The 15649-nt window shown below is 63.8% G+C and carries 13 protein-coding genes; 11 read left to right on the top strand and 2 right to left on the bottom strand.

What is annotated here, in order from left to right:
* The first annotated feature begins 29 nt into the window (after positions 1–29).
* The 5 genes from pilH (at position 30) to BFQ01_RS00520 (ending at position 9345) form a co-directional block, all read left to right on the top strand.
* A complete protein-coding gene (gene pilH / locus BFQ01_RS00540) occupies positions 30–395 on the top strand; it encodes a twitching motility response regulator PilH (RefSeq protein ID WP_014720320.1) in 366 nt (121 codons plus the stop codon).
* A gap of 12 nt (positions 396–407) precedes the next feature.
* Positions 408–932 (top strand): chemotaxis protein CheW, encoded by a 525-nt coding sequence (locus BFQ01_RS00535; protein ID WP_065923844.1) that lies wholly within the window; start codon positions 408–410, stop codon positions 930–932.
* Positions 929–2980 (top strand): methyl-accepting chemotaxis protein, encoded by a 2052-nt coding sequence (locus BFQ01_RS00530; RefSeq protein ID WP_065923843.1) that lies wholly within the window; start codon positions 929–931, stop codon positions 2978–2980. The genes BFQ01_RS00535 and BFQ01_RS00530 overlap by 4 nt, the downstream gene beginning before the upstream one ends.
* A gap of 97 nt (positions 2981–3077) precedes the next feature.
* Positions 3078–8897 (top strand): Hpt domain-containing protein, encoded by a 5820-nt coding sequence (locus BFQ01_RS00525; RefSeq protein WP_065923842.1) that lies wholly within the window; start codon positions 3078–3080, stop codon positions 8895–8897.
* Positions 8890–9345, top strand: coding sequence for a chemotaxis protein CheW (locus tag BFQ01_RS00520; RefSeq protein WP_065923841.1), 456 nt, complete (start codon positions 8890–8892; stop codon positions 9343–9345). The genes BFQ01_RS00525 and BFQ01_RS00520 overlap by 8 nt, the downstream gene beginning before the upstream one ends.
* Positions 9346–9509: 164 nt before the next feature.
* Here the strand turns inward: BFQ01_RS00520 and BFQ01_RS00515 are convergent, their stop codons facing one another.
* Both BFQ01_RS00515 and BFQ01_RS00510 read right to left on the bottom strand, forming a co-directional pair.
* Positions 9510–9797 (bottom strand): HigA family addiction module antitoxin, encoded by a 288-nt coding sequence (locus BFQ01_RS00515; protein ID WP_065923840.1) that lies wholly within the window; start codon positions 9795–9797, stop codon positions 9510–9512.
* 14 nt (positions 9798–9811) lie between these two features.
* Complete coding sequence (locus BFQ01_RS00510; RefSeq protein WP_065923839.1) at positions 9812–10090, bottom strand: type II toxin-antitoxin system RelE/ParE family toxin; 279 nt, start codon at positions 10088–10090, stop codon at positions 9812–9814.
* 560 nt (positions 10091–10650) lie between these two features.
* Between BFQ01_RS00510 and BFQ01_RS00505 the strand changes: the two genes are divergently transcribed.
* From BFQ01_RS00505 to mdcE, 6 genes are all read left to right on the top strand, one after another.
* Positions 10651–10911 (top strand): DUF6124 family protein, encoded by a 261-nt coding sequence (locus tag BFQ01_RS00505; RefSeq protein ID WP_065923838.1) that lies wholly within the window; start codon positions 10651–10653, stop codon positions 10909–10911.
* A gap of 306 nt (positions 10912–11217) precedes the next feature.
* Complete coding sequence (mdcA, locus tag BFQ01_RS00500; RefSeq protein ID WP_065923837.1) at positions 11218–12888, top strand: malonate decarboxylase subunit alpha; 1671 nt, start codon at positions 11218–11220, stop codon at positions 12886–12888.
* Positions 12889–13722 carry a triphosphoribosyl-dephospho-CoA synthase gene (locus BFQ01_RS00495; RefSeq protein ID WP_065923836.1) on the top strand — a complete coding sequence of 278 codons (834 nt, stop codon included), beginning with the start codon at positions 12889–12891 and terminating at the stop codon, positions 13720–13722.
* Positions 13722–14021 (top strand): malonate decarboxylase subunit delta, encoded by a 300-nt coding sequence (locus BFQ01_RS00490; protein ID WP_065923835.1) that lies wholly within the window; start codon positions 13722–13724, stop codon positions 14019–14021. The genes BFQ01_RS00495 and BFQ01_RS00490 overlap by 1 nt, the downstream gene beginning before the upstream one ends.
* Positions 14014–14856 carry a biotin-independent malonate decarboxylase subunit beta gene (locus BFQ01_RS00485; protein WP_065923834.1) on the top strand — a complete coding sequence of 281 codons (843 nt, stop codon included), beginning with the start codon at positions 14014–14016 and terminating at the stop codon, positions 14854–14856. Before BFQ01_RS00490 ends, BFQ01_RS00485 begins: the two co-directional genes overlap by 8 nt.
* Positions 14853–15623: a biotin-independent malonate decarboxylase subunit gamma gene (mdcE, locus tag BFQ01_RS00480; RefSeq protein ID WP_065923833.1), complete on the top strand. Its 771-nt coding sequence runs from the start codon at positions 14853–14855 to the stop codon at positions 15621–15623. The genes BFQ01_RS00485 and mdcE overlap by 4 nt, the downstream gene beginning before the upstream one ends.
* Positions 15624–15649: the final 26 nt, after the last annotated feature.

The following is a 15649-nucleotide window of genomic DNA, read 5'->3' as shown; positions in this document are numbered from 1 at the left end:
CGGCGCCGACCAATGTAGTGGGGAAAACCATGGCACGTGTTCTGATCGTCGACGATTCGCCGACCGAAATGTACAAACTGACCGGCATGCTGGAAAAGCACGGCCACCAGGTCCTCAAGGCCGAGAACGGCGCCGACGGCGTGGCCCTGGCCCGCCAGGAAAAGCCTGACGCCGTGCTGATGGACATCGTGATGCCGGGCCTCAATGGCTTCCAGGCCACCCGCCAGCTGTCCAAGGAGCCGGAAACCAACGGCATCCCGATCATCATCATTACCACCAAGGATCAGGAGACCGACAAGATCTGGGGCGCACGCCAGGGTGCCAAGGATTACCTGACCAAGCCTGTGGACGAGGAAACCCTGATCGCCACCCTGAACAAGGTGCTGGCCGGCTGACGGCACGCCATCATGACCGAGTCGCAAACCGCCTTCGAGTTGCTGCTGGACATCGACCGCCGCTGCCGCCTGCTGGCCGCCGACCTGCCGTCCCAGGAAACCCGCCTGCAACGCTGGAGCGGGATTGGCTTTCGCCTGGGGCAGCATTGGTATGTCGCGCCCATGGGCGAAGTCGCCGAAGTCCTGCATGAGCCGCGTTGCACTTTAATGCCCGGGGTCAAGGCCTGGGTCAGGGGTGTTGCTAACCTGCGCGGGCGTTTGCTGCCGGTGATGGACCTCGGCGGCTTCCTTGGCCTTGAGCTGTCCAAGGCGCGCAAGCAACGGCGGGTGCTGGTGGTGGAATACAACGATCTGTTTGTCGGGCTGTTGGTAGACGAGGTGGTGGGGATGCAGCATTTTGCACAAGACGCCTTGCTGGCGAGCCCCAGCCCCGGCGCGCCATTTATCCAGGGCCAATTCGACGGCGAGCCGCTGTGGCAGGTCTTCAGCCCCTTCGCCCTGGCCCAGGCCCCTGGCTTCATGGATGTCGCCGCATGACCACCGCTACTACGCCCAAACCCCAGGCCGGCTCGCGCAGCCGTTCACAGATCATCGTGCTGTTTATCGCGCTGATCGTATTCATCATGCTGCTGTTCGCCAACTTTGCTTACCTCAACACCCAGTCCACCTACGACAAGCAGTACATCGGCCACGCCGGTGAACTGCGCGTGCTGTCCCAACGCATCGCCAAGAACGCTACCGAGGCCGCCGCCGGCAAGGCCGCCGCATTCAAGCTGTTGGGCGACGCGCGCAACGATTTTGCCCAGCGCTGGGGTTACCTGAAAAAAGGCGACCCGGAAACCGGCCTGCCCGCTGCGCCCAGTGCGGTCCGCGCCGAAATGCGCGCGGTGCAGACGGACTGGGAAGCGCTGTTGAAAAACACCGACGCGATCCTCGCCAGCGAACAGACCGTGCTGTCCCTGCACCAAGTGGCCGCGACCCTCGCCGAAACCGTACCGCAATTGCAGATGGAGTCGGAAAAGGTCGTCGACATCCTGCTGCAACGCGGCGCGCCGGCCAGCCAGGTGGCCTTGGCCCAGCGCCAGTCGCTGCTGGCCGAACGTATCCTGGGCGCGGTCAACACGGTGCTGGCCGGTGACGAAACCGCCGTCCAGGCCGCCGACACCTTTGGCCGCGATGCCAATCGCTTCGGGCAGGTGCTCAATGGCATGCTCAACGGCAACCCCGGGCTGCGCATCACCCAGGTCGAAGACCGCGATGCCCGCGCGCGGCTGGCGGAAATCGCCGAGTTGTTCGAGTTTGTCTCCGGCTCCGTGGATGAAATCCTCGAAACCTCGCCGCAGTTGTTCCAGGTCCGCGCCTCGGCGAGCAATATTTTCAACCTGTCGCAAACCCTGCTCGATGAAGCCTCGCACCTGGCCACCGGTTTTGAAAACCTCGCCAGCGGACGCAGCTTCGACACCATCGGCGGCTATGTGCTGGGCCTGTTGGCGCTGGCCTCGATCATCCTGATCGGCCTGGTGATGGTGCGCGAAACCAACCGCCAACTGCACGAGACCGCCGAGAAGAACGAGCGCAACCAGAACGCGATCATGCGCCTGCTCGATGAAATCGAAGACCTGGCCGACGGCGACCTCACTGTGACCGCCTCGGTGACTGAAGACTTCACCGGCACCATCGCCGACTCCATCAACTATTCCGTGGACCAGCTGCGCGACCTGGTGGCCACCATCAACCTCACCGCCGGGCAAGTGGCGGGTGCCGTGCAAGAGACCCAGGCCACCGCCATGCACCTGGCCCAGGCCTCCGAGCATCAGGCCCAGCAGATCGCCGAAGCCTCCACCGCGATCAACCAGATGGCCCAGTCCATCGACCAGGTGTCGGCCAACGCCGCCGAATCATCGGCGGTGGCGGAACGTTCGGTGGAAATCGCCAACAAAGGCAATGAGGTGGTGCACAACACCATCCACGGCATGGACAACATCCGCGAACAGATCCAGGACACCGCCAAGCGCATCAAGCGCCTGGGCGAGTCGTCCCAGGAGATTGGCGACATCGTCAGCCTGATCGACGACATTGCCGACCAGACCAACATCCTCGCCCTCAACGCCGCGATCCAGGCGAGCATGGCCGGGGATGCCGGACGCGGCTTTGCGGTGGTGGCCGATGAAGTGCAGCGGCTGGCCGAACGTTCGTCGGCGGCCACCCGGCAGATTGAAACCCTGGTGCGCGCGATCCAGGCCGACACCAACGAAGCCGTCATCTCCATGGAACAGACCACCACCGAAGTGGTGCGCGGTGCACGGCTGGCCCAGGACGCCGGGGTGGCGCTGGAAGAGATCGAAGGCGTATCGAAAACCCTGGCCGCGCTGATCCAGAGCATCTCCAACGCGGCGCAGCAACAGACCTCATCGGCGGGACAGATCTCCCTGACCATGAACGTGATCCAGCAGATCACCACGCAGACGTCATCGGGCTCCACCGCTACCGCCGAAAGCATCGGCAACTTGGCGAAGATGGCCAGCCAGTTGCGCAGGTCGGTGTCGGGTTTCACCCTGCCAGCGGCCAAACAGGCTGATGATTGAAATGCAGTCAAAATGTGGGAGGGGCTTGCCACCTCCCACACTCGATCTCCATTGGCTTTGAGATCCAGGCAACCCACGAATTCTAAGCGGAGCAGTTATGGTTGATCGGCACGACTACGTGGCCCTCGAATGGGTCAAGGGCGACATTGCCGAAACCCTGAAACAGGCCCGTTCGGCGCTGGATGCATTTGTCGAGACCCACGACGATGGCGTGATCAGCCAGTGCCTGGACGCTATCCACCAGGTGCATGGTGCGCTGCAAATGGTCGAGTTCTACGGCGCGGCGCTGCTGGCCGAAGAGATCGAAGAACTGGCCCTGGCGCTCCAGGCCGGGCATGTCGGCCAGCGCGAGGAAAGTATCCGCCTGCTGCAACAGGCCCTGGGCCAACTGCCGTTGTACCTTGACCGGGTGCACAGCGCTCGCCGTGATTTACCGCTGGTGGTGCTGCCGCTGCTCAACGACCTGCGCAGTGCCCACGGCGAAAGCCTGCTGTCGGAAACCAGCTTGTTCAGCCCGCAACTGCTGTCGATTGCGCCGCTTGCCGATGACGCCCTGGCTCAACGCGCGCCGGCCGACCTCCAGGCGCAACTGCGCCAGTGGCATCAACTGTTGCAGCAAGCCCTCGCCGGGCTGCTGCGTGAAGACCACGGGCCGAGCAACCTGGAAGATATGGCGCGGGTGTTCGCGCGCCTTGAGGCGCTGTGCCAGGGCGCGCCGCTGTTGCCGCTGTGGCAAGTGGCGTCGGCGCTGGTCGAGGGCATGCTCACCGGCGTAGTCGCCAACAGCCCGGCGCTGCGCAGCCTGCTCAAGGCCAGCGACAAGCAGCTCAAGCGCCTGCTGGCACAGGGCATCGGCGGGATCAACCAACCCGCACCGGATGAACTGCTCAAGAGCCTGTTGTTTTACGTCGCCAAAGTCACCCGACCGACCCCGCGCATGCAGAGTCTGAAAGAGCGCTACAGCCTGGATGAGGCCTTGCCCGACAGCACGGTGGTGGACGCCGAACGCGCGCGCCTTGCCGGGCCGGATCGCAACGCCATGGGCTCGGTGCTCGGTGCGTTGTGTGAAGAGTTGGTCCGGGTCAAAGAGCGCCTCGACCTGTTCGTGCGCAGCGACCGCCAGCACACGAGCGACCTCGACGCGCTGCTGGCGCCCCTGCGACAGATTGCCGATACCCTCGCGGTGCTGGGGTTTGGCCAGCCGCGCAAAGTCATCATCGACCAGCTGGCCGTGGTATTGAGCCTGGCCCAGGGGCATCGCGAGCCCAACGATGCGGTGTTGATGGACGTCGCCGGCGCGCTGCTCTATGTGGAAGCCACGCTGGCGGGAATGGTCGGCACCGTCGAGCCGGAAGGCCATGAAGAGAGCCGCCTGCCCACCACCGACCTGACCCAGATCCACCAGTTGGTCATCCGCGAATCCTGCCAGTGCCTGCAGCAAGCCAAGGAGCTGGTGATCGACTGTATCGAAGCCGATTGGGACCGCCAGCGCCTGGAATCCCTGCCGGAACTGCTGAGCCAGGTGCGCGGCGCGCTGGCGATGATCCCCTTGCCCCGCGCGGCAAGCCTGATGCGCGGTTGCACCGATTATGTCGACGAACAGTTGATGGTCAACGACAACCCGCCGTCGGAGGTACAACTGGGGCATTTCGCTGACGTGATCAGCAGCCTGGAGTATTACCTCGAGCGCATGCTCCAGGACCCGGACGCCGCCGGTGAACGGGTGTTGGAAATGGCCACCCAAAGCCTGGCTGCGCTGGGCTACCTGCCTGCCGAAAAACCCTGGCGCCAGGCGCTGGCAGCACCCGATGGCGCGCTGTCGAGCGAGGTTGCGCCCAGCCAGTCGCAGTTCGACGCACTGGCCAACCCCACTTCGGGCCTCAATCCGCCGGCCTTGCAACGCCCCGGTAGCCTGCTGCCGCCGCCGGCCGATGAAGCGCCCATCGACGATGAACTGCGCGATGTCTTCCTCGAAGAAACCGAGGAAGTCCTTGAGGTGCTGCACCGGCACCTGCCCAACAGCGCGGACAAAACCGCCCAGGGCGAAATGCGCCGCGCTTTCCACACCCTGAAAGGCAGCGGCCGCATGGTACGCGCCCTGGTGCTGGCGGAGCTGGCCTGGGCCGTGGAAAACCTGCTGAACCGTGTGCTCGAGCGCAGTGTGGCCCTCGGCCCCGAGATCCAACAGGTGCTGGATGACGCCGTGGCCCTGCTGCCGGCATTGATCGCCGACTTCGCGACGGGCGAGCAACACCAGCGCGATGAGGTCGACGCCCTGGCCGCCCGCGCCCACGCCTGGGCCAACGGCGCAGGGTCAGGCGCCGAACCCCACGATCCGATGTTGCTGGAGATCTTCCGCAACGAAGCCCAGAGCCATCTGGACAGCCTCAACCACTTCCTGCAACAGGCCGCCGAGCATGTGCCGCTGCAAGTCAGCGATGAACTGCAACGGGCCCTGCACACCCTCAAGGGCAGCGCCTACATGGCTGGCGTGTTGCCCATCGCCGAGCTGGTGCGCCCACTGGATCACCTGACCCGCGAATACAAGGCCCATCGCCTGCCGCTGGACCTGGACGAAGTCGAGTTGCTGCTGGAAGCCGAAGGCCTGTTCCAGCGCGGGTTGCGTCAACTGGACCGCGATCCCCTGGTGCCGATCAAGGGCGCGGATGACTTGATCCGCCGTACCCAGGCCCTGCTCGACCATCAACTGGCCGCGCTGCTCGACGCCCCCAACACGGGGTTGCGGATCAAGCGCGACCCGCAACTGATTGCCAACTTCCTGGCCCAGGGCATGGACATTCTGCTCGACGCCGAAAGCCTGCTGCGCCGCTGGCAGCAACACCCCGGCGAACGCCAGGAACTCACCGCGCTGCTGGATGAATTGACCACGTTGGGGGAGGGCGCGCATGTTGCTGACCTGCACGCCATCGATGAACTCTGCGAAGCCTTGCTCGACCTCTACGGCGCCGTGGAAGAAAGCAGCCTGGCGGTCAGCGAACGGTTTTTCCATGAGGCCGAACAGGCCCATGAGGCGCTGATCAGCATGCTCGATCAATTGGCCGCCGGCCAGGAAATCATCCCGGCTCCGGCACGTGTACACGCCCTGCGCGAACTGCTGGACGATGCGCTGGACCCTTCTGCCACCGGCCTGATCAAAAGCGACGGCAGCCGTACCCTGAGCATCTCCGAACTGGGCGCCGCCACCGCGCAACTGCAGGATGAAACGTGGATCGACGATGAACTCGTGGAGATCTTCCTCGAAGAAGCCGTGGATATCCTCGACAGTGCGGGGCAGTCGCTCAAGCGCTGGCTGCTGGAGCCGGACAGTGCCGCGCCGTTGTCGTCCCTGCAGCGCGACCTGCACACCCTCAAGGGCGGCGCGCGCATGGCCGACATCGGACCGGTGGCCGACCTTGCCCATGAATTGGAGTGCGTGTACGAAGGCCTGGTGGATCGGCGCTACAGCTACTCCAGCGAGCTGTCGCAGGTGCTGATGGCCAGCCATGAGCGACTGGCCTTGCAACTGGAGGAACTGCAGCACCATCAACCCTTGAGCGACAGCGCCGAACTGGTCGCCAGGTTGCGCGCGCTACGCCAGGGCGGCATGCCGGCTGCACAGGCCGCTCCACCTGCGGAAACGCCGGGCACCGACCCCGAGTTGCTGGACATCTTCCTCGAAGAAGCCGCCGACATTCTCGACAGCTCCGGCAGCGCCTTGCTGCGCTGGCAGGCCGAGCCGAACAATCGCCAGGAAGTCGAAACCCTGCTGCGCGACCTGCACACCCTCAAGGGCGGCGCGCGCATGGTCGAGATCGGGCCGATCGGTGACCTGGCCCATGAGCTGGAATTTCTCTACGAAGGGCTGTCCGCCGGTTTGCTCGCGCCGTCCGCCGAACTGTTCGCGTTGCTGCAGGGCTGCCACGACCGCCTGGCGCAGATGATCGACGCCGTGGCGGATGGGCTGCCGGTGGGGTCGGTGGACAAGCTCATCGAACGTATCAAGAGCCTGGTGCACCCCAGCGATGAGCCCGTGACGCCCGTGGCGCTGCCCGCAGGCAAGGTCGAAGCGGTGGTTGATCCCGGCGCCGACATGGTGAAGATTTCCGCTGACCTGCTGGACGACCTGGTCAACCTGGCCGGCGAGACCTCGATCTTCCGTGGCCGTATCGAGCAGCAAGTCAACGACGCACGCATTGCCCTGCATGAGGTGGAAACCACTATCGAACGCATGCGCGACCAACTGCGCCGCCTCGACACCGAAACCCAGGGGCGCATCCTCAGTCGTCAACAGGCCGAGGCCGAGCGCCTGGGCTATGAAGAATTCGACCCGCTGGAAATGGACCGTCATTCGCAGTTGCAGCAACTGTCCCGGGCGCTGTCGGAATCGGCCTCCGACCTGCTCGACCTCAAGGACACCCTCGACCGCCGCAACGAGGACGCCCATGGCCTGTTGCAGCAACAGGCGCGCATCAACACCGAGTTGCAGGAAGGCCTGATGCGCACGCGCATGGTGCCCTTCGAACGCATGCTGCCGCGCCTCAAACGCATCGTGCGCCAGGTGGCGGGCGAGTTGGGCAAGGACGTGGAATTCATCGTCGGCAATGCCGAGGGCGAGATGGACCGCAATGTGCTGGAGCGCATGGCGGCACCGCTGGAACACATGCTGCGCAACGCCGTCGACCATGGCCTGGAGTCCCGCGATGCGCGGCTGTTGGCCGGCAAGCCGGAGAAGGGCCGCATCACCCTGGACCTGACCCACGAAGGCGGCGATATCGTTTTCGACATGCGCGACGACGGTGCCGGCGTGCCCCTGGAAGCGGTGCGGCGCAAGGCGATCAAGCGCGGTTTGCTCGCCCCTCATCAAGAGATGAGCGACCGTGATGTGTTGCAGTTCATCCTGCAGCCGGGGTTCTCCACGGCGGAAAAGATCACGCAGATTTCCGGGCGCGGCGTGGGCATGGACGTGGTGCACGAAGAAGTGCGCCAGCTCGGCGGCTCGATGTTCATTGACTCGACACCGGGGGAGGGCGTGCACTTTCGCATCCGCCTGCCGTTTACCGTGTCGGTCAATCGGGCGTTGATGGTGCACTGCGCGGACGATCAATACGCGATCCCGCTCAACACCATCGAAGGGCTGGTGCGGGTGCTGCCCCATGAGCTGGCGGGGCACTACCAGCAGGATCCGCCGTGTTATGAATATGCCGGCCAACGCTACGAGCTGTTTTACCTGGGTGACCTGCTGCACACCGTCGGTCGCCCGAAATTACTGGGCCAGTATCAACCCGTGCCGGTGTTGCTGGTGCAGTGCAACGAGCGCCGCGTGGCGGTGCATGTGGACGCCATGGCCGGCACCCGGGAGATTGTGGTCAAGGGCCTGGGCCCGCAGTTTTCCGGGGTGCAGGGGTTATCCGGCGCGACCATCCTGGGGGATGGGCGCGTGGTGTTGATCATCGACCTGCTCGCGCACATCCGCGCCCGGCAACCGGCCTTGCCGGCCCAGGCGGTGGATGCTCCGTTGATCCTCAACGACCCGCTGAAAAAGCGCCCGCTGCTGGTGCTGGTGGTGGACGACTCGGTCACCGTGCGCAAAGTCACCAGCCGCCTGTTGGAGCGCAACGGCATGAACGTACTCACCGCCAAGGATGGCATCGACGCCCTTGCCGTGCTCGAGGAACATACCCCCGACCTGATGCTGCTCGACATCGAAATGCCGCGCATGGACGGCTTCGAAGTCGCCATCCAGGTGCGCAACGACCCCCGGCTGATGCGCCTGCCGATCATCATGATCACCTCCCGCACCGGCCAGAAACACCGCGACCGCGCCATGGCCATCGGCGTCAACGACTACCTGGGCAAGCCGTACCAGGAATCGGTGCTGCTCGAAAGCATCGCCTACTGGAGCAAATCCCGTGCTTGACCACCGCACCAGCCAACTCACCGGCCTGCTCCTGCCCCTGGCCGACCGCCACCTGATACTGCCCAACGTCGCCATCGCCGAGTTGATCGACTTCCAACGCGGCGAACCGGCCAGCGATGCGCCGCCGTGGTATTTGCGGCAAGTGACGTGGCGGGATCGGCACATCCCGTTGATCAGCTTTGAAGCGGCGTGCGGCGAGGCCGGCGTGACCGGCGAACGCTCGCGGATCGTGGTGTTGAATGCACTGGGCGGCCGACCCACGTTGAAGTTTATTGCGCTGGTGATCCAGGGGATTCCACGGTCGTACAAGCTCGATAGCGAATTGAGCTACGTGGACGTGCCGCTGTGCCCGCTGGAACTGGCGGCGGTGCAGGTGGGGGAACATGTGGCTAAGGTGCCGGATTTGATGGGGCTCGAGGCGTTGCTGGTGGAGTCCGGGTTGGCGTGAATCTAAGTCATGTGAGGATCCCCTGTGGGAGGGGCATCTGAATGTGATATTGCGTAGCAGCTGTCGAGCCCCGGCGAGGCTGCGCTTGCGGCCCGTCTGACACACCGCTGACGCAGCCTCGCCAGGGCTCGACAGCTGCTACGCAGGGAGACTTGCTCAAGCCCTCAATCAATCCGCGCAAACCGCTCAATTAACGGCTGCTCCCGATGCTCGGCCTGCCACAAGTCGTAGGCACTTTGCATCGATAGCCATAGTTGTGCAGTACTTACGCCGGCTCGCTCCAACCGGACGGCAAGGTCCGGGCTGACGGGAGCGTGGCCATGCAAGATCCTTGAAAAAGTTTCGCGGGCAAAGCCAAGACGTTTAGCCATTTCGGTGATGGTGATGCCCAAGGCTGGGACCACGTCCTCAAGCAGAATTTCACCTGGGTGAGGTGGGTTGTGCATACCCATATCGATACCTCTACTCAGTGGTAATCAAGATAATCAACCAGTTCGACCTGATCGTCGAACATCCGAAAAATGATGCGCCAGTTACCACTTATGCTGACTGACCAGTAGTCGATCAGGTCGCCCTTCAAACGGTGGAAGCGCCAGCCGGGCAGATCCAGTGCATCTGGGTGCTCGGCCTTGTCCAGAATGAGCAGCATGCGGCGCAAGCGCTTTGCATGATTTGCGTTGATGCCTCTGGTTGAACCGGTCTCATAGAACGCCCTGAGTCCTTTATGTTTCCAGCTGACGATCATGGCGCGATTGTGATGTGATACATCACGCTCTGCAATGGCCTTGCATCGGGATTAACGATCGGGTTCATGATGCCTGCCCGTAGCTATTCGGAGCGAAAAGCCTAGGGACAACGGTTCCGAGCAACAACCTGAAAAGTCTGTCAGATAATTCTCTTCTGAGTGTCGATGATCGTTCCCACGCTCCGCGTCACCCTATTGCAGGGCTTTGGCCTTGCGCTGGCTGGCGGCTGCGGCTGGGGCTTCGGATTTTTCCTGCAAGATTTTGGGTTATGCATGAACTTGTCGCGTGCAGTCAGCGCGCCTAGTCTTCGTCCCGTCATCACAAAAAACGGTGACACGGACGTGCAAGTCCGGTTACATGTCGGCGCACCAACGCCCATAGCCATTCAACGGGCGTTTTTTATGCCTGCTGTATTTGTTATGGCGGCTGTGCGTGGGAGATCCTTCGGGGTCTGCCGGGGTCCGATATGCCCGGTCTTGCACACCTGCGCACAGCTGCCACCTTAATTCGCGTGCAAGCGGAAAAGGGCAGTCTCCATCACATATCGGAGTTGTAAATCATGGTTAAACCTACCCCCAATCCGCCCGCAAGCCTCTTCACCGTAAACCCCCACCAAAACACCGAAACCCTGCTGGTCAACGCCAGCGAAACCCTGTCCTCCCTCAACGCACTCACCTGCAACCTGGCCTTCGACCTGGACACTTCCCAGCGCGCCATCATGCTTGGGATCCAGCAAATGGCCGAGTTGGGGCAGTTGTTGGTGGATAGAGCTCTGGAGCAGGTCAGCCCTTCTGCGGAAGAGGTCCCAGCCAGGGACTGATCATTCCCTTTTTGGGACCGCTATCTAACAGGCACTACTGAGCAAATGTGGGAGGGGCGGTGCGACGATTCGACTTGCCCCCGATGGCTGAGTGTCAGTTGATACATCACTTAGCTGACCCACCGCCATCGGGGGCAAGTCGAATCGTCGCACCGCCCCTCCCACATTTAGATCATCTTTTGGCTCGGGTCAGCGTTTGCTGATGCTCCATTACTCCAACCGTAACGATCCACCGCCCAGCTTGATTGATGGCCCCCTGAATCACTCCTAAGGTACAGCCCACGACAGCAAACCCGTGGAGCGACCATGACAACAACAATAAACCCCGACTCGCGCTGGACGCGGCGGCGCGACGAGAAGCAGCGGCGGCTGGGGCTGGTCAAAAAAATCGCAGACGGGGCGGTTTTGCCCAGTGACAGGATTGTCGAGGCGCTTGAGGCGCTGATCCTCCCCGGCGACCGCGTGGTGCTGGAAGGCAACAACCAGAAGCAGGCCGACTTCCTCTCGCGCTCCCTGGCCCAGACTGACCCGGCCAAACTCCACGATTTGCACATGATCATGCCCAGCGTCGGGCGGTCCGAGCACCTGGACCTGTTTGAAAAGGGCATTGCGCGCAAGCTGGACTTTTCCTTCGCCGGCACCCAATCCCTGCGCATCAGCCAACTGCTCGAAGACGGCCTGCTGGAAATCGGCGCGATCCACACCTACATCGAGCTCTATGCACGGCTGGTGGTGGACCTGATCCCCAACGTCGTACTGTCCGCCGGTTTCATGGCCGACCGTGCCGGCAATATCTACACCGGCGCCAGCACCGAAGACACCCCGGCTCTGATCGAACCCGCCGCGTTCAGCGATGGCATCGTGATCGTGCAGGTCAACCAGTTGGTGGATGACGTCAGCGACTTGCCCCGCGTCGACATCCCCGCCAGTTGGGTGGATTTTGTGGTGGTGGCCGACAAGCCGTTCTACATCGAGCCGCTGTTCACCCGCGACCCGCGCCATATCAAGCCGGTGCATGTATTGATGGCGATGATGGCGATCCGCGGCATCTACGAAAAACACAATGTGCAGTCACTCAACCATGGGATCGGCTTCAACACCGCTGCCATCGAATTGATCCTGCCCACCTACGGTGAATCCCTGGGCCTGAAGGGCAAGATCTGCCGCAACTGGACCCTCAACCCGCACCCCACGCTGATCCCTGCCATCGAAAGCGGCTGGGTGGAAAGCGTGCACTGCTTCGGCACCGAACTGGGCATGGAGAACTACATCGCCGCGCGCCCGGATGTGTTCTTCACCGGCCGCGACGGTTCGATGCGTTCCAACCGGATGTTCTGCCAACTGGCCGGCCAATACGCGGTGGACCTGTTTATCGGCGCTACCCTGCAAGTCGACGGCGACGGCCATTCCAGCACCGTGACCCGTGGCCGCCTCGCCGGCTTTGGCGGGGCGCCGAACATGGGCCACGACCCGCGTGGCCGTCGTCACGGCACGCCGGCGTGGCTGGACATGCGTCACGGCGACGCGCCGGAAGCGCTGCTGGAGCGCGGCAAAAAGCTCGTGGTGCAGATGGTCGAGACCTTCCAGGAAGGCGGCAAGCCCACCTTCGTCAACACCCTGGATGCGGTCGAAGTGGCGCGCAAAAGCTGCATGCCCCTGGCGCCGATCATGATCTACGGTGACGACGTCACCCACCTGCTCACCGAAGAAGGCATCGCCTACCTGTACAAGGCGCGGTCCCTGGAAGAGCGCCAGGCGATGATCGCCGCCGTCGCCGGGGTCACCGCCATCGGCATGCGCCACAACCCCAAGGACACCGCACGCATGCGCCGCGAAGGCCTGATCGCCTTGCCCGAAGATTTGGGCATCCGCCGCACCGACGCCACCCGCGAGCTGTTGGCCGCCAAGAGTGTGGCCGACCTGGTGGAGTGGTCCGGTGGCCTGTACAACCCGCCCGCCAAATTCAGGAGCTGGTAAATGCGCGCCCTTAAACTGCACGAACTCAGCCTCGCGGATCGCCTGGCGGATATGGCCGTCGATGCGCTGATCGATGAAGCCGACCTGTCGCCCAAGCCCGCCCTGGTGGACCGTCGCGGCAACGGCGCCCACAGTGATTTGCACCTGGGGCTGATGCACGCCTCGGCGCTGTCGCTGTGGCCGATGTTCAAGGCAATGGCCGAGGCGGCGCTTGAACTCGGTGAAGTCGGCTTGCCCCTGCGCGAAGCCCTCGGCCGTATCGGGCGCGAAGGCGAACAGGCGATGCTCGTCACCACCCACGGCGTGAACACCCATCGCGGTGCGATCTGGGCCCTTGGCCTGCTGACCGCAGCGGCTGCCCTGGAACCGCGAGCCATAACGCTGAACGCCGCCAGACTGGCCCTGCTCAACGACCGTTACGCGCCCCAATCGATGAGCCACGGCGCCCAGGTCGCGCAACGCTACGGCGCACGCGGTGCCCGTGAAGAAGCGCAATTGGGCTTCCCCGCCGTGACCCAACGCGGTCTGCCGCAACTGCGCCAGAGCCGCCGCCAGAACGTCGGTGAACAGAACGCGCGTCTTGACGCCTTGCTCGCGATCATGACCGACCTGGCCGACACCTGCGTGCTCTATCGCGCCGGCCTGGAAGGCCTGCATGCCATGCAGCGCGGTGCCCAGGCCGTGCTCGACGCCGGCGGCAGCGCAAGCCTCGCCGGGCGCCGCCAACTGCATGAGCTGGACCATCAACTGCTGGCCCTGAATGCCTCCCCCGGTGGCGCCGCCGACCTGTTGGCCGCCTGCCTGTTTATCGACCGCCTCGACGGAGCGTTGTGATGGAAACCTTATCCTTTGAATTCCCCGCCGGGCAGCCGCCAACAGGCCGTGCGCTGGTGGGTTGCGTCGGCTCGGGCGACCTGGAAGTGCTGCTGGAGCCGGGCACGGCCGGCACGTTGACCATCCAGGTACAGACCTCGGTGAATGGCGCCGAACAACGCTGGCAGCACCTGTTCGAACGCATTTTCCAAGAGCAGACGCCACCCGCCCTGAACATTGATATCCACGATTTCGGCGCCACCCCCGGCGTGGTGCGTTTGCGCCTGGAACAGGGATTCGAGGAGATCGGCCATGACTGACTTGCTGGCTAAACACAGCTTCGTGGAACTGGGTGCGCGGCAGCGGGCCAAGGCCTTGTTGGATGCCGGCACCTTTCGCGAACTGATCGACCCGTTCCAGAGGGTCATGTCGCCCTGGCTCAGCCGCCAAGGGGTGGTGCCCCAGGCCGATGACGGCGTGGTGATCGCCAAGGGCAGCATCGGCGACTTGCCCGTAGTGATTGCGGCCATTGAAGGTAACTTCCAGGGCGGCAGCCTCGGTGAAGTGGGCGGCGCGAAAATCGCCGGCGCCCTGGAACTGGCCGCCGAAGACAACCGCAAGGGCATCCCGACCCGCGCCGTGCTGCTGCTGGAAACCGGCGGCGTGCGCTTGCAGGAAGCCAACCTCGGCCTGGCCGCGATTGCCGATATACACGCGGCGATTGTCGACCTGCGCCAGTACCAGCCGGTGATCGGCGTAGTGGCGGGCAGCGTTGGCTGTTTCGGTGGCATGTCCATCGCCGCCGGGCTGTGCAGCTACCTCGTCGTCACCCGCGAAGCGCGCCTGGGCCTGAATGGTCCGCAGGTGATCGAACAGGAAGCCGGGTTGGAAGAGTACGACTCCCGCGACCGTCCTTTTATCTGGAGCCTCACGGGCGGCGAACAGCGTTTCAACAGCGGCCTGGCCGACCGTTACGTGGCCGACGATGCGGCGCAGATCCAGCAGACGGTCAGCGCGTTGTTGCAGCAAGGCGTGCCCGCCCAACAACGCAGTCGCCAGGCTGATTATTACCTCACACGCTTGGCCGAGTTGGACGCCGTAGCGCAAATCGACCCGGCGACGGTGCGCGAGCTGTATCAGGGAGAACGCTCATGAGAGGCTTGCAGTGGTTCAACGCATTGAGCGCCGGCGCTCCAGTTGTAGACGATTTGCCGGCGTCGCTGAGGGTGGCCGACGGTGTATTGGGTGAGCAACAGGTGCGCTTTGTCGCCGTGGTGACCGACGCGCAAAACCGCTTCCCTCGGGCGCGCAATGGCGAAGTCGGCCTGCTCGAGGGCTGGGGCCTGGCCAAGGCCGTCGATGAGGCCATCGCCCGCGGCGACAAGCGGCCCATCATCGCCATCGTCGATGTGCCCAGCCAAGCCTATGGCCGTCGCGAAGAAGCCCTCGGCATCCACCAGGCCCTGGCCGCTGCGGCCGACAGCTATGCCCGCGCGCGCCTCGCCGGCCACCCGGTGATTGCGCTGCTGGTGGGCAAGGCCATGTCCGGTGCGTTCCTGGCCCATGGCTACCAGGCCAACCGCCTGATTGCCCTGCGCGACCCCGGCGTAATGGTGCACGCCATGGGCAAGGCCTCGGCCGCGCGGGTGACCCTGCGCAGCGTCGAAGAGCTGGAAGCCCTGGCCGCCAGTGTGCCGCCCATGGCCTATGACATCGACAGCTATGCCAGCCTCGGCTTGCTGTGGGAGACCTTGTCGGTCAGCCAGATTGAACAGCCCACGGCGGACGATGTAGCGCGGGTCAGTGATTGCCTGCTGAATGCGATCAAGGACATCGGCAGCGCCGATCTGCGCGGACGCCTCGGCGCGACTAATCGGGCAGCCTCCAGCCAGGTTCGCCAACTGCTGCGGGAACAATGGTGAACGCCCACGACTTGCTCTGGGGCATG

Origin of the sequence: Pseudomonas sp. 8 R 14, from assembly GCF_900005955.1 — a bacterium.
GTDB classification, from domain to species: Bacteria; Pseudomonadota; Gammaproteobacteria; order Pseudomonadales; family Pseudomonadaceae; genus Aquipseudomonas; species Aquipseudomonas marginalis.
This window is presented reverse-complemented; position numbering and strand designations above follow the sequence as displayed.

What these genes read in the sequence shown, in the direction of transcription:
- pilH (WP_014720320.1), top strand. Translation starts at nt 30, where the DNA reads ATGGCACGTGTTCTGATCGTCGACGATTCGCCGACCGAAATGTACAAA.
- BFQ01_RS00535 (WP_065923844.1), top strand. Translation starts at nt 408, where the DNA reads ATGACCGAGTCGCAAACCGCCTTCGAGTTGCTGCTGGACATCGACCGC.
- BFQ01_RS00530 (WP_065923843.1), top strand. Translation starts at nt 929, where the DNA reads ATGACCACCGCTACTACGCCCAAACCCCAGGCCGGCTCGCGCAGCCGT.
- BFQ01_RS00525 (WP_065923842.1), top strand. Translation starts at nt 3,078, where the DNA reads ATGGTTGATCGGCACGACTACGTGGCCCTCGAATGGGTCAAGGGCGAC.
- BFQ01_RS00515 (WP_065923840.1), bottom strand. Translation starts at nt 9,797, where the DNA reads ATGGGTATGCACAACCCACCTCACCCAGGTGAAATTCTGCTTGAGGAC.
- BFQ01_RS00510 (WP_065923839.1), bottom strand. Translation starts at nt 10,090, where the DNA reads ATGATCGTCAGCTGGAAACATAAAGGACTCAGGGCGTTCTATGAGACC.
- BFQ01_RS00505 (WP_065923838.1), top strand. Translation starts at nt 10,651, where the DNA reads ATGGTTAAACCTACCCCCAATCCGCCCGCAAGCCTCTTCACCGTAAAC.
- mdcA (WP_065923837.1), top strand. Translation starts at nt 11,218, where the DNA reads ATGACAACAACAATAAACCCCGACTCGCGCTGGACGCGGCGGCGCGAC.
- BFQ01_RS00495 (WP_065923836.1), top strand. Translation starts at nt 12,889, where the DNA reads ATGCGCGCCCTTAAACTGCACGAACTCAGCCTCGCGGATCGCCTGGCG.
- BFQ01_RS00490 (WP_065923835.1), top strand. Translation starts at nt 13,722, where the DNA reads ATGGAAACCTTATCCTTTGAATTCCCCGCCGGGCAGCCGCCAACAGGC.
- BFQ01_RS00485 (WP_065923834.1), top strand. Translation starts at nt 14,014, where the DNA reads ATGACTGACTTGCTGGCTAAACACAGCTTCGTGGAACTGGGTGCGCGG.
- mdcE (WP_065923833.1), top strand. Translation starts at nt 14,853, where the DNA reads ATGAGAGGCTTGCAGTGGTTCAACGCATTGAGCGCCGGCGCTCCAGTT.